General features: G+C 47.8%; 5 protein-coding genes. 3 read left to right on the top strand and 2 right to left on the bottom strand.

The window, feature by feature from the left end; translation table 11 throughout:
• The first annotated feature begins 42 nt into the window (after nt 1-42).
• Genes H5715_RS03845 through H5715_RS03835 form a run of 3 tightly spaced genes read left to right on the top strand, consistent with a single transcriptional unit; the run spans nt 43 to nt 2,249 of the window.
• The gene (locus tag H5715_RS03845) at nt 43-456 is read left to right on the top strand and encodes a DUF350 domain-containing protein (RefSeq protein ID WP_075186906.1); all 414 of its coding nucleotides are present in this window, start codon (nt 43-45) and stop codon (nt 454-456) included.
• Nucleotides 457-466: 10 nt separating this feature from the next.
• A complete protein-coding gene (locus H5715_RS03840) occupies nt 467-1,078 on the top strand; it encodes a DUF1190 domain-containing protein (protein WP_075186905.1) in 612 nt (203 codons plus the stop codon).
• A 4-nt stretch (nt 1,079-1,082) separates the two neighbouring features.
• Entirely contained in the window at nt 1,083-2,249 is a 1,167-nt protein-coding gene (locus H5715_RS03835; RefSeq protein ID WP_075186904.1) for a glutathionylspermidine synthase family protein, read from the top strand.
• A 212-nt stretch (nt 2,250-2,461) separates the two neighbouring features.
• On the opposite strand, the gene H5715_RS03830 is transcribed toward H5715_RS03835, so the two are convergent.
• Nucleotides 2,462-4,342, bottom strand: a complete 1,881-nt coding sequence (locus tag H5715_RS03830; RefSeq protein WP_075186903.1) for a ShlB/FhaC/HecB family hemolysin secretion/activation protein — start codon at nt 4,340-4,342, stop codon at nt 2,462-2,464.
• A 94-nt stretch (nt 4,343-4,436) separates the two neighbouring features.
• Nucleotides 4,437-19,823 (bottom strand): filamentous hemagglutinin N-terminal domain-containing protein, encoded by a 15,387-nt coding sequence (locus H5715_RS03825; RefSeq protein WP_075186902.1) that lies wholly within the window; start codon nt 19,821-19,823, stop codon nt 4,437-4,439.
• Between the last annotated feature and the right edge of the window lie 54 nt (nt 19,824-19,877).

The following is a 19,877-nucleotide window of genomic DNA, read 5'->3' as shown; positions in this document are numbered from 1 at the left end:
AGACACCTCTATACATTCACACGGTTAACAAAGGAAACCGCTATGGAACAACCAGAACTTCTAACCAGTATCCTCCACTTTGGAGCCTACTTTGGCCTATCGCTCGTTTTTATTATTGTTTTTAAGTTTTTTTACGCCGCTGTTACCCCCCACGACGAATGGAAGCTAATAAAAGAACAGCAGAATGTTGCCGCAGCTATCGGTTTCGGGGGCGCCATAGTCGGTTTCGCCATTGCCTTAAGCGGTGCAGCGAGCAATTCGGTTTCTCTGGTGGATTTCATGACTTGGGGCGCAGTAGCTCTCGTGGCCCAAACTCTCGCCTTCCTCCTTGTCCGTTTCGTTTTTATGCCCCGCATCGTCGAACGAATTGAATCGAACGAAACCAGTGCTGGCATTATGTTAGCCGCAACCAATATTGCCGTAGGCTTGCTTAACGCAGCTTGCATGGCGTATTAAAGGGGGCGTCATGAAAAGATCAAAGAATATAAGCTTGGATTTTATGCGCAAGGTATCTGCGAAAAAAATCCCTATCGTCCGCCCTCTCGCCCTGGCGATAGCGGCAATAACATTAGCTGGCTGCAGCAGCAAAGAAGACGTTCAGGTCGTTAATTCAGTGGACGACTGCATTTCAAGAACGAAACTGTCGGCAGAACAATGTGAGGCGGCCTATCAACGCGCTTTAATAGAAGCAGAACGCACCGGCCCCAAATACACCTCACAACGCAATTGTGAATCCGAATTTGGAAGCGGGCAATGTCGCCAGAGCAATGGCGTCTTCATGCCCATGATGGCCGGCTATATGATCGGCAGTATGATGAGCCGCAACGACTATAGCCGCGGTAGTATATTTAATCCGGTATACCGCTACAATCGACCTTTTTCCAGCTATAACGATCGCCTTATGACGGCAGATGGTAAAGTCATAGGCCGCGCCGGACAAAGCTCCTACAAAGTCGGAAAATCCAACCTGCGAGCAAAACCCAGCGCAACTCGAACAATGTCTCGAGGCGGTTTCGGCTCGGTGGCCTCGGCCAAATCCAGCTGGGGCGGTGGAAAGTCACGCGGCTGGGGCGGCTAAACTTATGTTGCGTATACCTATTAGCGAGCGACCGTCTTGGCAGGAAAGAGCCAACGAATTTGGCTTTAAATTTCATACCATGCACGGTGAACGCTATTGGGATGAAAGCGCATATTACCAGTTTACGCTTGAGCAAATTGAGAAAGGCATTGAGGCGCCCACAGAAGAAATTCATCAAATGTGTCTCGCTGTGGTCGAAAACGTCATTGCCGATGATCAGCTTATGCGACGCTTTCGAATTCCGGAGTCACATTGGGATTTTGTACGCACCTCTTGGAAAAATGGCGATCCTAGCCTCTATTCCCGGCTAGATTTCGCCTACTCTGGCAGTGGCCATGCCAAACTTTACGAAAACAATGCCGATACCCCCACCAGCGTCTATGAAACTGGGTTTTGGCAATGGCTGTGGCTGCAAGACAATGTAGATTCTGGAACCCTGCCTCGACAATCCGACCAATTTAATAGCCTCCAAGAAAAATTGGTAAATCGTTTTAAAGATCTACAAGTACTAACGCCTGACCGTGAGCTGCATTTTTCAAGCTGCAAAGATACAGAAGAGGATCGCGGCACCGTCCAATATCTAGAAGACTGTGCAAAATCGGCTGGAGCAACAACACATTTTGTAGAAATTGAAAATATCGGTTGCGATGCAGAAGGTAATTTCACCGATCTAAAAAACCACGTTATTACCTGGATGTTTAAGCTCTATCCGTGGGAATTTATGTTTACCGAAGAGTACGGCGAATTTCTTGGGAAAAATAATATCCGCTGGCTAGAGCCACCATGGAAAAGTATTGTTTCGAATAAAGCCTTACTACCATTACTCTGGCAAATGTTTCCAAACCACCCCAATCTACTACCGGCTTTTTTTGAAGACGAATTAGACAGTGCCGGAGACTTTGGATCGATGGTAAAAAAACCCATCTTTTCACGGGAAGGCGCCAACATATCCATAATGGACAACAAATCCGCCATTGCGGAATCATCTGGCCCCTATGGCGAAGAAGGCTTTATCTACCAAGCTGCGCATATGCTACCGAAATTTGGCGAAAACTATACCTTGATCGGCAGCTGGCTGGTAGATGATCAAGCAGCAGGCATATCCATTCGAGAGGATTCAAGCCCAATAACCCAAGACATGAGCCGCTATCTACCCCACACCATATTGTAATCATAATGTAGTCACTTCGACCTGGCCGAGCTCCGAAAGAAGCCTAATGCCGGCAGGAATAACATCCAAAATCTTTATACCAATGCCTTATGTCAAACAATATTAGCTGTATGCATTCACGGTTAATATTGAAATTCTAGATACAAGGTTCTATCGGCGGCGCGGTGTCGCCTTAGAAGCAAGAAAGCGCCGGAAAAAACACACACGCCACACTAAAAAGTCACCTGCAACTCGAAATACACACTACTGGTTGGCGTTTCATCTTGCAGTTCATTCACATCGTCAGCCAGTACCGTCGAATAAGAGATACTCCCGCCAAAACGGGAATGGTGGACTTTTAAGCCTACACCGGCATTGGCCAATTTCCCCGTAATATCTCCATCACCATCCGTGAGAGGATGTAAAACCCCATAGCCTGAATCCACAAAGAAAAAAGGTTGAAAAACACGGTTAATATTCTCACCAAGCAGTGTTTTACCACCGAATTTAGGAAGCGTAAAAATCCAATCGGCACCTACATATAGACCATCGTCGGTTTGTAAACCATTCACGCCAAACCCTCGTGTACGTGTTGGGCCAGTTAAATTAATTTGATTCAAATTAGAAAGGCTCTTGCCTGCGTACTGCCCACTACTTTTCCATACAATGCGAGACTCCGAAGATGTAAACGGTATTTTTAAAAAGCTAAGCATCGACAAATCAAATGATAAGTAACTTTCACTTCCACTGGTCGCGCCATCAAAACCACCAGATTCATTAGTGCTAGCTTGATGGAGCGCCATATAACCCAAATATAACTGTCGCCGCTTTTCATTCAAAAGATCAAAATTAAAAGACAGCGACGTTTTTTTCACATTTTCTTGCGTTACATTGGATTGCGTATCCAGCTCCGTGTTTATATCCATGAACTTAATTTCAGCAGAATAGTTGTTAACACGGCTGCGCTTAAATACATGTTTTAGAGATGCATCAGCGACGTCTGATTGGCCCGTAAAGTACGACGCACCAGCTTGCCGAAGATTCCGCGACACAAAGTCATTGGTTGAAAACCCCACACTTGCTCGCCAACGAGGGTTTAAGATAAAAGAATTGTAACGAATGGAACCATAAGTACTACTGTCAGGATTATAGGAGTTCAGTACCCCAACATACAATTCGTCGCCATAACCCAGTGGGTTATGCACATAAATATCCGCGTAGGCGCGATTTTCTGACGTACTTTTAGAACCATGATTATCAAGGCGAACGTTCATTGTCGTCCACTTTTCTTCTGTAACTTTCACCGTCATACGGGTATCGCCAACCTGCCCCCCCGGAGAGAAAAATCCTTGCGCCCGAAGCCCAGGAATATCATTAATCAAGGTGAGTGCTTCGTCGATTTTCCAATTCGCGACAGGCTTATGTAAATCGTTTTTAAAAACACGGCCAATCAGATCTGGCGAAACACGCGTATGGTCTTCCACCTCAACATCACCCAACTCCCCTAGAAGTAAGGATAATGACACAACCCCATCCCTAACTTGCTGTTTTGGAATATACGCCTTGGCGAGGATAAAACCCCGCTCGCGATACAGCTGCGTAATAGTATCGGCAACCGTTTCAATCATTCCCAGTGTTACGCCACGGCGACGTAACTGATCACGAATTAAGAACACAAATTTTTGAACTTCCAGAGAACCAACATGTTGAACAGGAGTACTTTTTTCTATATCGACAATAAGATTCGACATCGCTCCCAATTCATCCAAGGTAAAGCCAGATTCGGTATGTTCCCCCTCCTTCATTAAATCAAAGCGAATAGCCTCCACCCGCTTAATGATTTCTTCTCGCGTAATCCCAAGCTCCGGGTACTCTACAATCCCCTGCAATCGAAACTCTTTAATATTTAAACGTGGCCCGGCTTCTGGGTTGGGATCGCGATAACGTACCCCCGGTATATCAAGATCCAACAACATCGTTTCACGTTCATACTCCGGCACTTCGGTGGTATCGGGCATGTCTAAAAAGCCCTGTGACCACACGAGGTTTACTTGAAATCCAATTATCGCGAGTAGACTGTAGCAACCCAACTGTTGTGCTCGTTTTAACATCATAACGTCATCATTACTTTTTTGTTTTCCAGAAAAATTGCAACAAACCCCGGTAATGGCTTTGTAAAGTTTAGCTAGTCCAAGCAATTAAAAGGCCTCAATAATCGTTTCCTCCCTCGCCATCGAACTCATCGTCATACAACTGATCGTGCGGCATACGAATCGAAACACTGTCGTAGGCGTAGTTACGCACATTGGTAAATACGGCGGGATCAACATACTCAATCTCATCCACTTCAATTAATAGCTCACTCACACTGCTCACGATGGATGGATCGAGCAAATCGGAATCGGTGGTTAGCCCAAAGAGAGGAGGCTCCCCAAAAGCCCAAATTGGGCGAATACCCGGCCCGCTGACAATCAATTCCGTATGTGCGTAGACCACAAGCTGACGATCGACACCAAAGCCATCACTGGTGGTAACGTCGATCACATCTCCCACCAACTCGGGGCGACGAGAGAATGCTCCTGGGGTGGCCGTGAGGTAGCCATTATCAATCTCCAGAACCACATTGCCGTCGGTGTAATTTGCGTTGATTACGCCACCGGCCTCGCGAGCATCGGTGATGCTAGGGTCACGGTTATATTCCCCTTCACTAGCATTAGCCATTACCACATTACCCTGCGTATTGACCAAGCGAATATCACCGTTATTAATTAACGCGGTAACCGCTACATCTTGGTTATTGGTTAGCCCCACCTCACCCGAGGCATTGAGTAAATCAAGATTGGCGATAGCGGTATCGATAGTTTGCTCGTCCGCCAAACCACCAAAACCTGTTTCTGTGCGCGCGAACAGCGAGTTTGCAGAAATATTGGTTTGCTCGCCGTTACTGTCTGTCACCGCACCTCCAGCCGTTAAAGAAACCGTGCCCTGATCCGCAGCTAGCCTCGCCAGCTGTATTTCATTACCCGCATTTACGGTGATATTGGAACCGCTTGTAATGCTGGCGGCGGCGGTCATAGCAAACTGGCTTCCAGCATTCACACTGGCATCACTTACAGCGATACTTGCACCAACAAGCACAGACTCCGTCACATCCACCACCAAGTTTGCGTTGGTAGATTGAATATCACCCGCAAGGCTTGCACTGCGGGCTCTCAGCGTAAATTCACCACCATCCAGGGTAGTTGTGGTATTGGCCTCACTTTCAAATGCGCCGGAATTGGTAACAACAGAAAAGTGACCGACGCTTACATCACCCCGTTGAACAATATTACCCTGAACGCTCGTGAGGCTAACCGAATCGGCCACTATCTGTTCGGTAACAATACCCGTACCGGCTGAAAAATTTAGCGATTGAGCTTCTGCCCGCGTCTGTGACACCCCGTTACCCATTGTTATAGTGTCGGACGCGTCTACATTCAGGGTATGCGTCGCGCTAAGATCCGCGCCAAGAACTGCATTTGAGTTACTGATAATGTTGATATCACGCCCTGTAATGGCAGCACCTAATTGCTGCGTAACAGCGTAGCCACGTAATTCAATATCACCGGGCAGAGCTTCATTGGCCGTGAGTGCAGCGCGCACATCAACCTCACCGCTACCGGCATCCACCAGAATAGCGTGATCAGCCGTGCTGGCAGCCACCGTAATTGCGCCACTAATATCAACGCCCGTCCCCACTAGCGCCACCGAGTTTTGCGCTATCAACGTATTTTGTACCGATACACCGCTTTCTGCGGAGGTGAGGGAAATATCATCCGAAACAATTGAGTTAGCAGTAATGTGGTTCGAAGCCGTAACAATAAAACCGTCTGAGGTCGTTCCCGCAACGGTCACTCCATCGTCGCTGCCATCGTGCAGAATTACTGTACCTGCATTTGTAACAGAGACATTATTCAGACTGTTGTTCTCGTTGTTGAAGGCAACAACGCTGGTATCCGTTGCCTTGATGGTAACTCTGCCATCCACCTCAATGACATCGCTAGCACCTACGCTGCCGCTAGTTGTTAACGCAAGATTTTGCGCGGTAACGGAGCCTAATTGGGTGGTGCCGTTGGTCAGGCTTATATCACCGTTCTCGGCATGCAAAGTTAACAAGCCCGATAGCGAGTGACTGTTATCCAATAGAATATCGCCACCACTCGATAAAGTAACCGCGTTGTTGGAATCAAACGCACTGCTACTGGTAATCGAGCCAGTAGCTTCAATATTTACCACGCTCGCGGGGTTGGACAACGCTGCAATATTCAAGTCGCCCGTTTGAGATAAGTACACATCGTCTCGCACCCCACTCAACGACAGCGTGCTTGTTTCAATGGCAAGTGGCGCATTGACCACGCCCACAGCACCGGTGGAAATAAATGCAATGCCCTGAGCGGCCGAGATTTCAGCATTTTCGTCGGCTCCATTGACAGACGCATTGGTAACACTGAATAAGCCATTAAGGGACAAGGCTCCATCAATAATTACCTCATCACGTTGTTCGCCGATAATGCTAAACCCATTTTTATTGGTAAGATCGAGCGCTCTTATTCCTTCAATCTCAAAGCCTGTGTTACTCATAACAATCCTGTCGTCCCGATTGACAACGTTGTTAAGCGTAAACACAGAGGTGTACACACGATCATTAATGGTTTCAGTGCCGCTAACCGCCAACTCATAGCTATGCGACACCTCCCCGTTGGTAATACTGTATTCAAATAGCTCGCTAGCCGTTGCTGTCGCAGCCGGTGTATAAATAGTTGTAAACCGTGTGCTTGCATCCCCCCCCTTTACCGTAACGGTATCGTTATCTGCGCCGCCAAAGAAAGCCACACCACCGGTAACGCCGCTGCCGAGATCCATTTCCAATCGGTCATCACCGCCACCCGCACGAATTTCACCGCTAATGCTGCCACCGTTTAAGGTGTAAATATCTACCGCAGAACCGCCCTCCAGCGAAGTAAAACCAGAAAAAGCAATGTTGTTGCCATTTTCGTCGTCGATGGTCCCAACATTGGCACCGCTGATAGACCACTCGTTCCGTACATTCGCTCCCGTTAGAACACTAGAACGGTTGTTACCGTAAAATTCCTCGATATCCATAAAGCCAGACGAAGTATCACCAATCACAACATTGGCCGTGTTCAATTCGCTCATATCCACCCGGTCGCGCAGCCCTTCCGGCTGCCCGCCGCCGTTAACCAAACCGGTGATATCGCCCGCTCCAGTAAAATTAAAAATATCTACCTGGTTGCGGCCCAGCAAATTCGCAAAGCCACTAAAAGTCATGCTGCCAACGCTTCCCTCATCCAGGCTGTTAATGATCCAGGTCTGGCTGGCGTTGTTACCACCCACCAACGTATTGCTGTTGTCTACGGCTTCGATAGTTTCCATATTGGCTATGTGCAGATCCGCATCATAGTTCGGATCGAGGGCCACAGTAACGCTTGACTGCAGCCCCTTCAGATCCAAGCTGTCTCTTGCGGTGCCTTCACTGGGGTTAGCCCCACCATCAATAACGCCTGTTATCCCATCATCCGCTTCTGCACCATCTTGTCGGCCCAGTACAAAGGTATCGTTGCCCGTACCACCTTCAATATTGGCAAACCCAGAGAACGTAACGCCATCTACCTCACCCGCATCGGTTCCGTGAATAGTCCACTGATTGGTATTGTTTTCACCGATTAAACGCAAAGCATTCGGTGTATTTGCGTCAACACTCTCAATATTGCTCAGGTTCAGCTCATTGTCAGCGACCACGGTTCCTAGTCGCACCACATTCACGCCTGTACTGCCCAGGTTTTTAAGTGTAACGGTGTCTTCCGCGCCATCCACGTGGCTACCACCATCAACCAACCCACTAACAACAGCGCCGTTAAACGTGAAACTATCTTGTTGATTTCCACCGGTAAGATTGTCGATACCCGAAAATTGCAGACTTCGGTCTGAATTGGACAATGTTCCGCCCGTTGCTGCGACTTGCCAGGTATTCTCAGTTTCTTCTGCACCCATCAGAATATGAGACTGACTATTTACTGCTTGCAGTTGTTCAATGTCGTAGAGGTCGATACGCTCGGCACTAGTGTCTACCGCACGGGAATCGCCATCAACAGTAGTAACGTGAAATACAAAACTGCCTGTAGAAGAATTCAACACTTCAACCCCATCGGGGTTGGCAAGTTCACCACCACCATTAATGGTACCGGTGATATTACCCGCGCCACTCAATTGAAAAATATCTTGGCTCGTCCCACCCTTTAAATGGGCCATATTAGTAAAGGCCAGTGTTTGAGCTCCGGCGCCAGAGTTGTAGCTCAACTCACCATCGTTAACACCGGTAATATTCCAGGTATTTACTACGTTATCGCCGGTCAACGCATGCCCAGCATCCAGAGCTTGCAGGGTTTCTATATTGGAAAGCGCGATATCAACATTTGCACTATTGGAAACATCGAGGGAAATATTTAAGGCTCCACTGAGGCTTTCGATATTTACCGTATCATCTCCACCTCCGCCTTCGAACACATTACTGACAAGGCCAAGCTGAAAAACATTAAAGGTATCGTCCGCATCGCCACCAGCTACAGCGTCTACTCCCCCAAATAATATTTGCGCAGAGTTTTCCGTTAGCGTATTACCCGTGGAATTTTCGATATTCCAAAGCGCTGTGCCCACATCCGAACTGAGCAACGTTGTTGTACCGTCCCCGGTGTCGGAAAGCTGTAAAATATTCACAAGATCCACTACACCGTTGCGGTTATTGGCAAGGTACACATCGTCGGTTAGCTCTTGCGGGTAGGCGGCACTGATTACAGTTGTCGGAGAGTCTTGCAGCGTATTAAAGCCGAAAGTGAGCGAACCGGTGGAATTAGCAACATTCACATTGTTGGCACCGCCACCACCATTAATAAACCCGTTTACTAATGAACCGGTAGTGGCTGCTGTACTATGATCAGCGAAATTAAAGGTATCCTGCCCTGCACCGCCTTGTAATTGGTTTACGCCGCTAAAATCAAAACTAAAGTTTTCTTCATCTAAGGCAGCACCAAAAGACCCGCTGTTTTCACCGTCAATATCCCATGTATTAGTGCCATTAAACTCGCTGCCTGAGGCCACGCGCAGCAACGTATCATCATTACCTACAAGGCTGATAATCAGCTCGCTAATCTCGACCACAACCAGCCCTTTCACACCGCTGTAATTTAGGGCGCGTTGACCCGAGCCTTCGCGGTACTCGCCGGTGATATTGGTGCCGGCCACGATATTAGACTGCTCGCCACCGGTACCGCCCTGCAAACTGCCGAAGTGATAAAAATGGGTTTCAGTCCCGGCTATGGGCGTGGGGTCAGCCAAACTGTTAAGACTTCGAACAATGCCTTCGTTAACGTCACCGACCGCCATATTCCAATCGATTACATCGTCGTTGGCAATGGCCAACCAGTTATTGTTTTCAGGGCTTGTGCCTATATCGTGATTGCTGTGCGCCGCTGTAATGGTTTCCACATGAAAAACATTTACATTCGGCAAGCCTGCCGTGCCGTCCACCAAGCTGCCCGGTGTGGCGGTTGGCCCTAACTCCACTACAACGCCTGCGGTAAAGGCTTGCAGGCCTAAACTATCTTCGCCACCCGCGCCGTCGATTAAACCGGCTAAAGATGCGCCGATATCTGTAAAGGTAAACACATCGTTTGCAACACTCCCGAGCAAGTTTTCAATATCGTAAAAATCAGGAACATAACTACCCGCCACATTACCAGCATCGTCTCCGGTAATACTCCATGTTGTTGTGGCACCGTTATTACGCACAACCGCTAATGTATCGGCGGCGGTGTCAGTGGCATCTGCCGCCGAACCACGCAGCGCAGTAACAATATTGCTACTACGCACCTCAAAAGTATCGGCACCGGTACCGCCGGTAAAGTTTTCTATATTGCTAAAATCAATACCGGTACTGGATGAACTATCCCAATTCAAGGTATTAGCGTCGACAACTGTGGTGCTATTGTCAAATACCCACTGGTTGCCGCGGTTAGCCCCTATCAGCTCATCGATAGTGCCATTACCACCATCGAGGGTTAAACGCAAAGCGTCTACAGTAGCGATAGTAAAAGTGTCATTGCCGCCTCGACCACGCAACTCGGAAAGGCTGCCGGCCGTACCGTTTACACTAAAGCTGTCTTGCCCTGTATCACTGCCTTCTGCGATTTCGATATTTAACAAGGTAACCGAACCACGACCGCTCACCCCAACGGTATCGCTACCGCCACCAACCTGCCATTGAGCGTTGTTGCCATACGAGAGGCGCACAATGTCACTGGCCGAGCCTTTACCATTGACGGTAGCACTTACATCGGCATCAGTAACTGCAAAAATATCGTTGCCATCACCACCTATAAACTGCTCGATAAAACTCGCTTGATTAAGGCGGCCTGCCACACTTGCGCTGGTGATACCGCTGCTTGCATTCAGTTGCCAAGTCACCGCAGTGGCACCACCGCTTTCAATAGTGAGCTTATCAACTCCACCATCGACTAGCCCCAGAGCAGTGCCCCGGATAGTACCGGTAACCTGTCCATCCGCCTCGACGGTATTGTCTAATAGAACAAATTCATCATTCTTCACGTTGCCAGAAAGGTTTTCAATACCGCCAAACACCAAGATGTTGGCCTCTTCCGCTTCTGCCACAGTGCCCGTATTAATTCCCGTTATTGTCCATATGTTGTTTTGGTTGATACCCACCAGGGTATCGCCACTGCCATTAGCAACTACACGTTCAATTCCAGTAAAAAGGTTACCATTCACACTGCCAGCATTAGCAGCGCTTAATGTCCATTGGCTGTTATTACTGCTTATTGTTAGTGAATCGGTAATGACTCCTGTAGTAGGTGTCCCGCCGCTCATCATGCCGGTTACGCTGCCCGAAGTCCCCAGCGTAAAATTATCTGTCGCGTTATTACCACCGGTTAAATTGGCGAAATTAATAAACTGAATACTATTGCTAGCATTGACAAGAACACCGTCATTTTCCCCATCGGCACCAGTAATGGCTTGGCCACTATTATCGTTACGCGAAACCAACCAACTATTAGTACCGCTATTCAGCCCCGTTAATGTACTGTTTGCACCGTTACCTTTAATACGCTCAGCATTTTTTACACCGTTTATACCACTAGAGCTCAGGGCTACTGAAAGTGTGCCCGAAAGGTTCGAGAAGTCGACAATATCGATATCGTTATTACTGGAATTATCGCTCGCATTAATGGTGCCGCCGTAGGTACCCACACCCAGGAAGATAAATTCATCGGTACCGGTGCCGCCAGTTAGAGCGGCAATATTGCTAAAGGTAAAAGATGAACTAGCGGTATCATCTGTACTCAGTCGGCGAACTTGATCGACGTTTTCACTATCCAATAAACGCCATTCGTTGCGCTCACCGGTAACAGAACCGACCGTTAAGGTATCAGCTCCGCTCACCCCATTGATATCACCATTAAAAGAGCCGTCTCCGGTCAGTACAAATTCATCAACAGTACTTTGCCCCTGTAAATTCTGTATGCCGGTAAACAATTCAACATAAGCAGTTCCACCGGTCGTTAACGATCCACTAGCATTACCATCAATCGTCCAGCGCGTGGCCACTGCCTGTCCAATAACCGTATTGCTGCCGCCTTCACCATTTACCGCTCCATTAGCCGACCCTGTGCGCACCACACTGCCACCACCGGAAAAATCGAAAATATCGTTGCCATCGCCACCGTTTAACACCTGGAAATTATTAAAAATGGTTGCGGAACCACTTCCCACGGTTACAGTACCGGAGTTTGCGCTATTGATTTTCCAGTCTACTTGTACGCCTGAACCACTGCTAACCATTAAGGCGTTTTCGTTACCAGCAGTGGCACTCACCGTTTCAAACCCATTAAGGGTTAAACCAGCAACGGATTCACCTAAAGTGATCGAAAGATCCGTATCGGGCAGAGTGATTTCATCCGCTCCCGTTCCCGCGTTTAACGTTACGGTTCTTGCAGAACCAACCGTAAAGCTATCGTTGCCACTACCAGAGGTTAGCGTTTCGAACCCGGAAAAAGCGGTGGTGGTTTGCAGATTTACCGGTGGGTCGCCGCCATCGTTCAGGCCATTGTTATAAGTTAGGCTCTCGCTACCCGACTCGGGCGCAATAACCCAAGCAATATTTGTATTAGGAGCAATAATCTGGTCGCCGCTGGAACCAGAATTGCCGCCGCCCGTTAAACTGCCAGTCAAACCAGTAACTGCATTTTCGGTTTGATCGAAGGTGAAGGTATCGTTGCCATCACCACCAATTAAATTATTGACGTTAACAAATTCAATACCTGCTACTGTGCCGTCGTTAATACCATCGGCATTAGCCGTGTTTGTATCGGCGTCTATATCAACAATTGTCCAGCCCACCGATGCACCAGTTGTACTGCTATAAGCAAGCGTACTGCTGTTACCCTCTAGCGAGGTAATACCGTCTTGGTTCCCAACAAAACGATCAATACCGGTAATCGCGGATGAACCTACGGTAACCGAAACCGTACCCGTTACATCGGCATAGTCAGCAATATCGCCCGTGCTGGCGCCCGCAATCATTTGGTAAGCGGTGAAGCTGGAGAAATCAAAGAGATCAACTGCAGTATTGCTGCCTTCCAGAATTTCAATGCCACTGAACTTATCGACGTAGGTACTGCCGCTGGTTACGGCAAGTCTGTTAACGGTAGAGCCTAGCGACCAGGTATTGGCCGTGGTTCTTGCGATAAGTCGATCACCACCCGTTGCGATTTCTGCACCACCCTCGATGGAACCTCCCGCTGTAATCGCACCAGCAGAACCAAACTCAAAGGTATCGTCACCGGCACCGCCACTCAGCAACATGGCGACACTGGCATTAACCACAAAACGGTCGGATTGGTCGTTGCCATTGAGGATTGCCATGCCGCTAAAGGTTACGGTGTCGGTAGGACTGTTTACGGTCGCGGCAAGGGTATTGGTTGTATCCAGCTTCCAGGTGTTGGCTTGGTCTCGCGCAGTGAGCGTGTCGCTACCGGCACCCGAGAGGGTTTGTATGTTACTAAAGGATGCTATGTGGCTACCGACAACATCACCTTGATGTTGCCCGTCCAACACCCAGGTATTTGTACCAGATGCGAACGAAAGCGTATTACTTTCTGCCCCCCCTAACGTTCCGTCTGATCGAACGCCTTCGACGTCCACGATAGAACCTGTGGTGATCTCAAAACTATCGTTCGCTTCATTGCCTTCCAGCCCTGCGAAATTAACAAACGTGAGTGAAACATCATCATCAGTTTGTGCTGTGCCATTATCACTGGTCACCGTGCCACTATTGGCGGCATCAATTTCCCAAGTAGTTGTTGTGTTAGCCATGCTGTCATTACTAGCAAGCTGCAACGTAAAGCCTGCACCTCCACCTTCAAAGGTTTCCACATTAGACATGCCGCGTAAGCTATCGCCCAATGCTATTTCATAGGTCCCAGCAGTGGTAACTAGCAGCGAGTCGTTTTCGGAACCCCGCCCATCAATACCACCATCATCACCACCATAATCTCCCGAGAAACTGCCAAATTCGAACGCATCATCGCCACCGTCGGAACCGTTAAGCTGTTCAGTATTAATAAAATCAATATTGGTGTTTAAGGTACCGGAGCTTGTGGAATTCAACTTCCAATTATGAGTGTCTGTGATATCGGTTAAGGACAGCGTGTCTTTCGTACCGTCCCCGCCATCAATGGTGGTGGCCGTAATACCTCCCGCAACATTAAAAATATCTTTATCGGCTCCGCCATCTACATCCCGCGTGCCTGTATTGTTATCAGTCACTCCATATTTCAAGGTAAACGTATCAACGCCGTCTTCGCCAGACAAGCGACCAATTATTGCGGCATTAACCGTAAAAACATCGTCCCCGGCTCCGCCCGATACTTGTTCAAAATTATGAGCCAGTGTAAAGGTATCTACCGCTGCGCCGCCCTGTAATTGTTCGAAACCGCTAAACGAAAGCGTGTTGGTTGGGCTACTTTCAGCATTTTTAATAGTACCTGCACCATTCGCAGAAGATTCCCAAAATGCGGCAACGGTGGGGCCGCTTAGAATATCGGTTGCGGTTAAAGCACTATTGCCGCTAAGGGTGAAATTAGACGTGAAAAAATTTGTGGTGTTGAGTGTAATGCTGCCCGTGGTATCACCTGTACCCGACAAAGTAAGAACTGCCGTGGTGCCCACACCAACAGAGTCACCCGTGCCGCCTTCAGTATTCACATCACCGTCAAGAATGATACTGGGTGTACCGCTGTTTTCCAGTGCGGTTATATTTACGGCTCCCGCACTACCACCACTGCCAGTTACAGCATCACTGCCCGAGGTGTTAATACCACTCACGATAATATCCGCCGCATTAAGGGTAATATTGCCACCGTGTTGGCCACTTGCTGTTGCTGTGCCGCCGGTACTGGTAAGGTCGCCAGTCGTAAGTGTGGTACCTACATTTATTACAATATCGCCACCGGCTGTATCGGTAAGTCCGGAAGTATTGACATGGGAGGAAATAAAACTGCTGGCCGTTACCAATACAGAGGCTGCGTTTATTGTTCGATTGGTTGCATCGACAATTCCCGCTAATGGACCCAGCTGATCGGTAGTATCGGTATCCGCTTCACCAATAATTAAATCACCCAACCGAACAGTTTCCCCCACGTTTTGTGAAAAGGTAATGTTGGAACCGTAAACACTTAGGTTTTGGGCTCCAGCGGCTGTACCGTTAATTGTTCCGTCAAAAGTAACGGTTGCGGGAATGGCATTTTCTACCGTATTACTGGTATTACCCCCATCATCGGTAAATTCCGGTGTTAAGGTGGCATCGATAATTACATTATTGGTCAGTACACTATTGCCACTGAGGGTAATAGTCTTTGCCGAACCGTTGCTACTGTTCGTATTGTTGTCCCACAACCGCCCCCCACGTGCCGTAATATCCCCACCAATATTTATCTGGCCGGTGCCTGTAGTAACAGAAATTGCTCCAGCATCTCCACCGCTGGCATCATCAGCATCGTCAGTATCCTGAGCATGACCGTTGCCACCATCACTACTAACACCCGCTAAGGTTATTGCATTGCCGCCGGTAGAATTGATTGTAATGTTCGCACCGGCACCGCCATTGTATTGGGCATAGCCGTTATCACTATCGTCATTGCCATTACTACCCACGGCTTGAATAGTTCCAACGGTAATAGCGCCCGTTGCGTTAAGTGTAATAGCTGCAGCATCGCTACCCGCGTTGCCATTGCCTGCTTCACCACCGTTGCTGGTCAAAGTTCCGGTTTGCAAAGTACCGCCGGTAGCCGTAAGACTAATACCACCACCGTTTTGGTTGTTGGCTCCAGAGGTATCAATATTTTGCAGGCTTATGGAGTTACCCGTTATTAATAAATTCCCAGATGCACTGTTATTACCTATCACACGAATATTATTATCCGTAGTTTGAGTAATAGCGCCTACAGAGGTAATGGTGTTTGCCGCTGAGCCGGTGATACTTATATCACCCAAGGCTAAACCGTCCACATTGTCGTTAAGGGTTAGCTGGCTAGCACTTATGACAGTTACAGCATTTTGAAAATCGTGATTTTCATCTAGTTCAATTATTCCGCTACCCGCAGTAAAACCGGAGAGTCCTGCAACGGTAAACGCACCGCTGTCGGTAATTCCTGTCGCGGTTACGATTAAGTCACCATCAATTTCCGAATTGCCCAACACAATGCCGTTGGTATCGTTAAGCGTTACGTCTTGTGCGTGTGTAATTGAAACGGCGCCTACAAAATCATTGCCTGAGTTATTTAAAACAATGTTGGCTGCTGTGCCATCGTCATTTTGGTCGGCATTAAGTGTGGTTGTACCATTAATAGTGAGCCCGGCACCAGAGGCATCAGAGATTAAACCATTGGAAGTAACGTTAAGATCGCCACCACCATAACCACCTTCGGTTACAATATTTCCGAGGGTGACGTCGCCTGTCATATCCAACGAGATATCACCGCCCGTTGTGGTATACCCCCATTGTGTAGCATTGGCGTGACCGCTACGCAGTATGTTCCCTGCACTATAAAAATCCACACCGGAAACCAAAACATTTCCGCCTGCCGTATAAATATCGGCATCAATAGTTACATGACCTGTGGTTGATCCTTCTTGGAGGCCTCCATTTAAAACCAAATTAAGCGTATCTTGATTGCCGTAATTGTCACCCGGTGAAACGCTAGTTGTCGCAGCAGAATCATAAATCGATTGATTCAGCGTAATCGCGTTGTCGGCGTTTAAAGTGAACGTAATATAGGATGGATCTTCGTTGCTAGTGTTCGCACCAGTACCCGTATTATGAAAATCGTATGCACTTTGTAGGGTAATATCATTACCCGAGGTTACGATAATATTTCCTGCCAACACAGAGTCCGAGGTGGTACTGTTATCCAGCCCCCCTAAGGTAACATCGCCATTTGCAGTTGTATCTACAACGGTTGAAATATTTATAACTCCACCGTTTGTAGTAATACTCCCACCACTACCACTCACATAATTGTCAAATGAATTGGCGAAGAGGCTACCGGTTGAGTCACCTACCGTAAAGTCTCCACCGTTGGTGGAAATATTTTCTTGAACAGAAACATCGCCATCAACAAATAGTTTGACGGCTCCGCCATTGGAATTAATGGTTGCGGTGTTAACAAAATCTGTAAGGTTGGAGTCGGTGCCTACGGTGCCGAAAGTGATATTGGCTTGGTCGGTAGTGCCCGATAGCTGCCCTATAACATGAATGCCATCTATGGCTGATGAGTCATTGTCATATTCATCTGTTGGGTCAACATTACCGGCATTAAAGGTTAGCGTGTTAGTCCCCGTACCCACGAGTCTATCGAATACAATATTTTGATTAATGCGTAAATCGTCACCGGCACTAGCAAAAAGTTCAAAATTTTGAGTAGAGGTTGATTCGCTTCCATATTGGCTATGGCGAAAATAACCTAAATCTACATCTTCATCTGCTCGGATATAAATATTGCCACTAGCTCCACCGCCTTTAGTCGTGTCAATTCGACCGTTACTACCACTGTAGGACCCGGTTAAAGAGGACGCCACTGTACCAATAGTAACAATACCGCCCTCACTACCTATCTCTGAAGCATTTAAAATAAAATCATGACCGGTTGCAGTAAAACTTCCGCCCGACAACCAAAGTGTTTCGGTTCCATTAAAAGTGATAACACCGTCTGTTGTGTTTGCGCTTAAACTAACATTTAACGGATCGTTTCCAGAGCCCCCATTATCGACGGCAAGATTAGTAAAAGTAATATCTCCCGTTGCATCAAAAACCAAATTTACCGTGTGATTAGCGGCCGAATCATCAACACCGTAGGTAAAATCATAGCCAGAAGCTCCATCGCCTTGAAAAATAATATTCCTGGCATCTACATCAAAAAGGCTCGCTGGATTACTCGTGGCAGTGTTGGTGGTATCGCCCATGGTAATTTGGCCGATAGTTGCATTGCCATCCACATCTATTGTGATATCGCCGCCGCCGGTACTGGAGGCGACGTTGATATGGGCACCCGTAGACGTGAAGTTTGAGCCGGTTGCGGTGAACAAGCCGCCATAAGTCTTAATGTCTACACCGGCGGCAATTACAATATTGCCTGTACCGGTTGCAAGATTCCCGTCGTTGTCCCTACCACCGTTATCGAAATTGCTTACCAACGTTAGATTCAGAGAGTCGCCCGAAGCGAGCGTATTGCTGTCGTCTATATCAGCATTAATGAAAATATCATCGTGGGCGCGAAGTGTTAATGAGCTTCCCAATTTAGCATCAAAATCAAGGGCTTCAGAAAGTGTAATATCCCCTTGCTGCTCGCCGCTTCCAGATGTTTCCACTAGAACATTGGCTCCTCCCGCTAAGCTAGACGCTAGCGTAGTTGTTCTAAGGATGGAATCATTAACAGTAGCGGTGAAAATACTATCGAATAGTGGATCGTCCTTTTCTTCAGAAACGTTCGTTGTGCCGTTGCCCTGTATGGTGATATTAAATGGGTCAATCAGCCAAGTACCAGAAGTGCCTTCAGCCGCCGATACGTCGACCGAAAGATTCAAATTCACCACGCCCGCAGAGGTTTCTACAAAACCACCATGAGCTATGCCAGCGGCACTGATTTCACCAAAAGCCTTTAAAGAATCGTCGCCCCAAAGAATAATTTTTCCACCACTACCACTCTCTCCCACAGCATCCGCTTGAATTAAAGTTTCGGCACCAACAAATACCCCCGAGGCATTACGGACAAGCTCATTTTCACCACGGTAGTCACCACCAATAAGAATTTGCCCGCCTTCGCTCAAACCCGTAGCGCTGACTTGCGCTTGATCAACTAAGCCAACACGCTCACCCAGCAGTTTAATATCGCCGCCTTTACCCTGTTCTGAACTAGCTGTTACCAAACTGGCTTGCGTTAATAAGGTCGTATCGCGACTGTGAATTTCCACATGACCTACGGTTTCAGCCGTGGAACTATCGGCATTAATCTCACCACTGTGGGTAATGTTTTCACCAAGAACAACCACAACCCCGGCTTGCTCACCAGAAACATTGATTAACCCGCTATTGCTAACATCCCCACCTTCGCCCAAGGTAAACGAGCCATCCTCGTAAACCACCACACTGCGGCCGTAATCTAAATCACCGTTATTGACCGCTTGTGAAAAAATATCGCGACTGGTACTCGCGGTAAGGAGTACTTTTCCGCCTTCGGCATTAATTTCACCTGCATTAATCACAGCGGGGTCTACACCAATATCGTCTGCTAGTAGGGCTTCCGTAATACGCACGCCCACAAAACCATCACCTCCAAACGTCACCACCGCTTCGCGGCCTGCCGCGAAATTTATAGAGCCCAGATCGGCGCTGATTAATCCCTCATTTTTTACCTGTTTACCCAATAAAGTTACACTGCCACCCGTGGCTGCGTTCAATGTCCCCGAGTTAATAACAAAACCTTCGGCGCCATCGACCGCACTAAAAGTTGTGGCGCCATTCATAAAATCGTTAGGGTTTATCGACAAACCGCTGGCCAGAATACCACCGGCATTAATTACCGAGTTTTCGCCAAACATAATTCCGTGCGGGTTTACAAAAATAAGATGGCCGTTGGCATCTACCCGGCCATTAATATGAGACGCTGAGTTACTCATAATACGGTTTAACGATACCGACGAACTATCGGGCTGAATATATTGAACGCGCTCATTACTATTAACATCGAAGCTTTGCCAGTCTATGGCCATTAGATCGGTATTTTGATTGATCGTCGTGGTAGTACCCGAGTGATTAATCGTCCCAGCACCACCCACAATTTCACCGCCTTCCGGCCCCGCATAGACGTGACCTGCCAGTATCAAACCAATAAAAAAGGGTAAAGGTGCACGCTTGAATGATTTTATTAGCGGAGAATTGGGCGAGCGAAGGGGTGTAGCACGACTCATAGAATATTCCTAAATAGTACAACGTCCATTTGTTGATTTTTAACTGACTGTATA

It is taken from the genome of Teredinibacter haidensis (assembly GCF_014211975.1).
GTDB lineage: Bacteria > Pseudomonadota > Gammaproteobacteria > Pseudomonadales > Cellvibrionaceae > Teredinibacter > Teredinibacter haidensis.
This window is presented reverse-complemented; position numbering and strand designations above follow the sequence as displayed.

Excerpts from the sequence above, each read along its gene's own strand:
- H5715_RS03825 (WP_075186902.1), bottom strand. The coding sequence starts at position 19,823 with ATGAGTCGTGCTACACCCCTTCGCTCGCCCAATTCTCCGCTAATAAAA.
- H5715_RS03835 (WP_075186904.1), top strand. The coding sequence starts at position 1,083 with ATGTTGCGTATACCTATTAGCGAGCGACCGTCTTGGCAGGAAAGAGCC.
- H5715_RS03845 (WP_075186906.1), top strand. The coding sequence starts at position 43 with ATGGAACAACCAGAACTTCTAACCAGTATCCTCCACTTTGGAGCCTAC.
- H5715_RS03830 (WP_075186903.1), bottom strand. The coding sequence starts at position 4,342 with ATGATGTTAAAACGAGCACAACAGTTGGGTTGCTACAGTCTACTCGCG.
- H5715_RS03840 (WP_075186905.1), top strand. The coding sequence starts at position 467 with ATGAAAAGATCAAAGAATATAAGCTTGGATTTTATGCGCAAGGTATCT.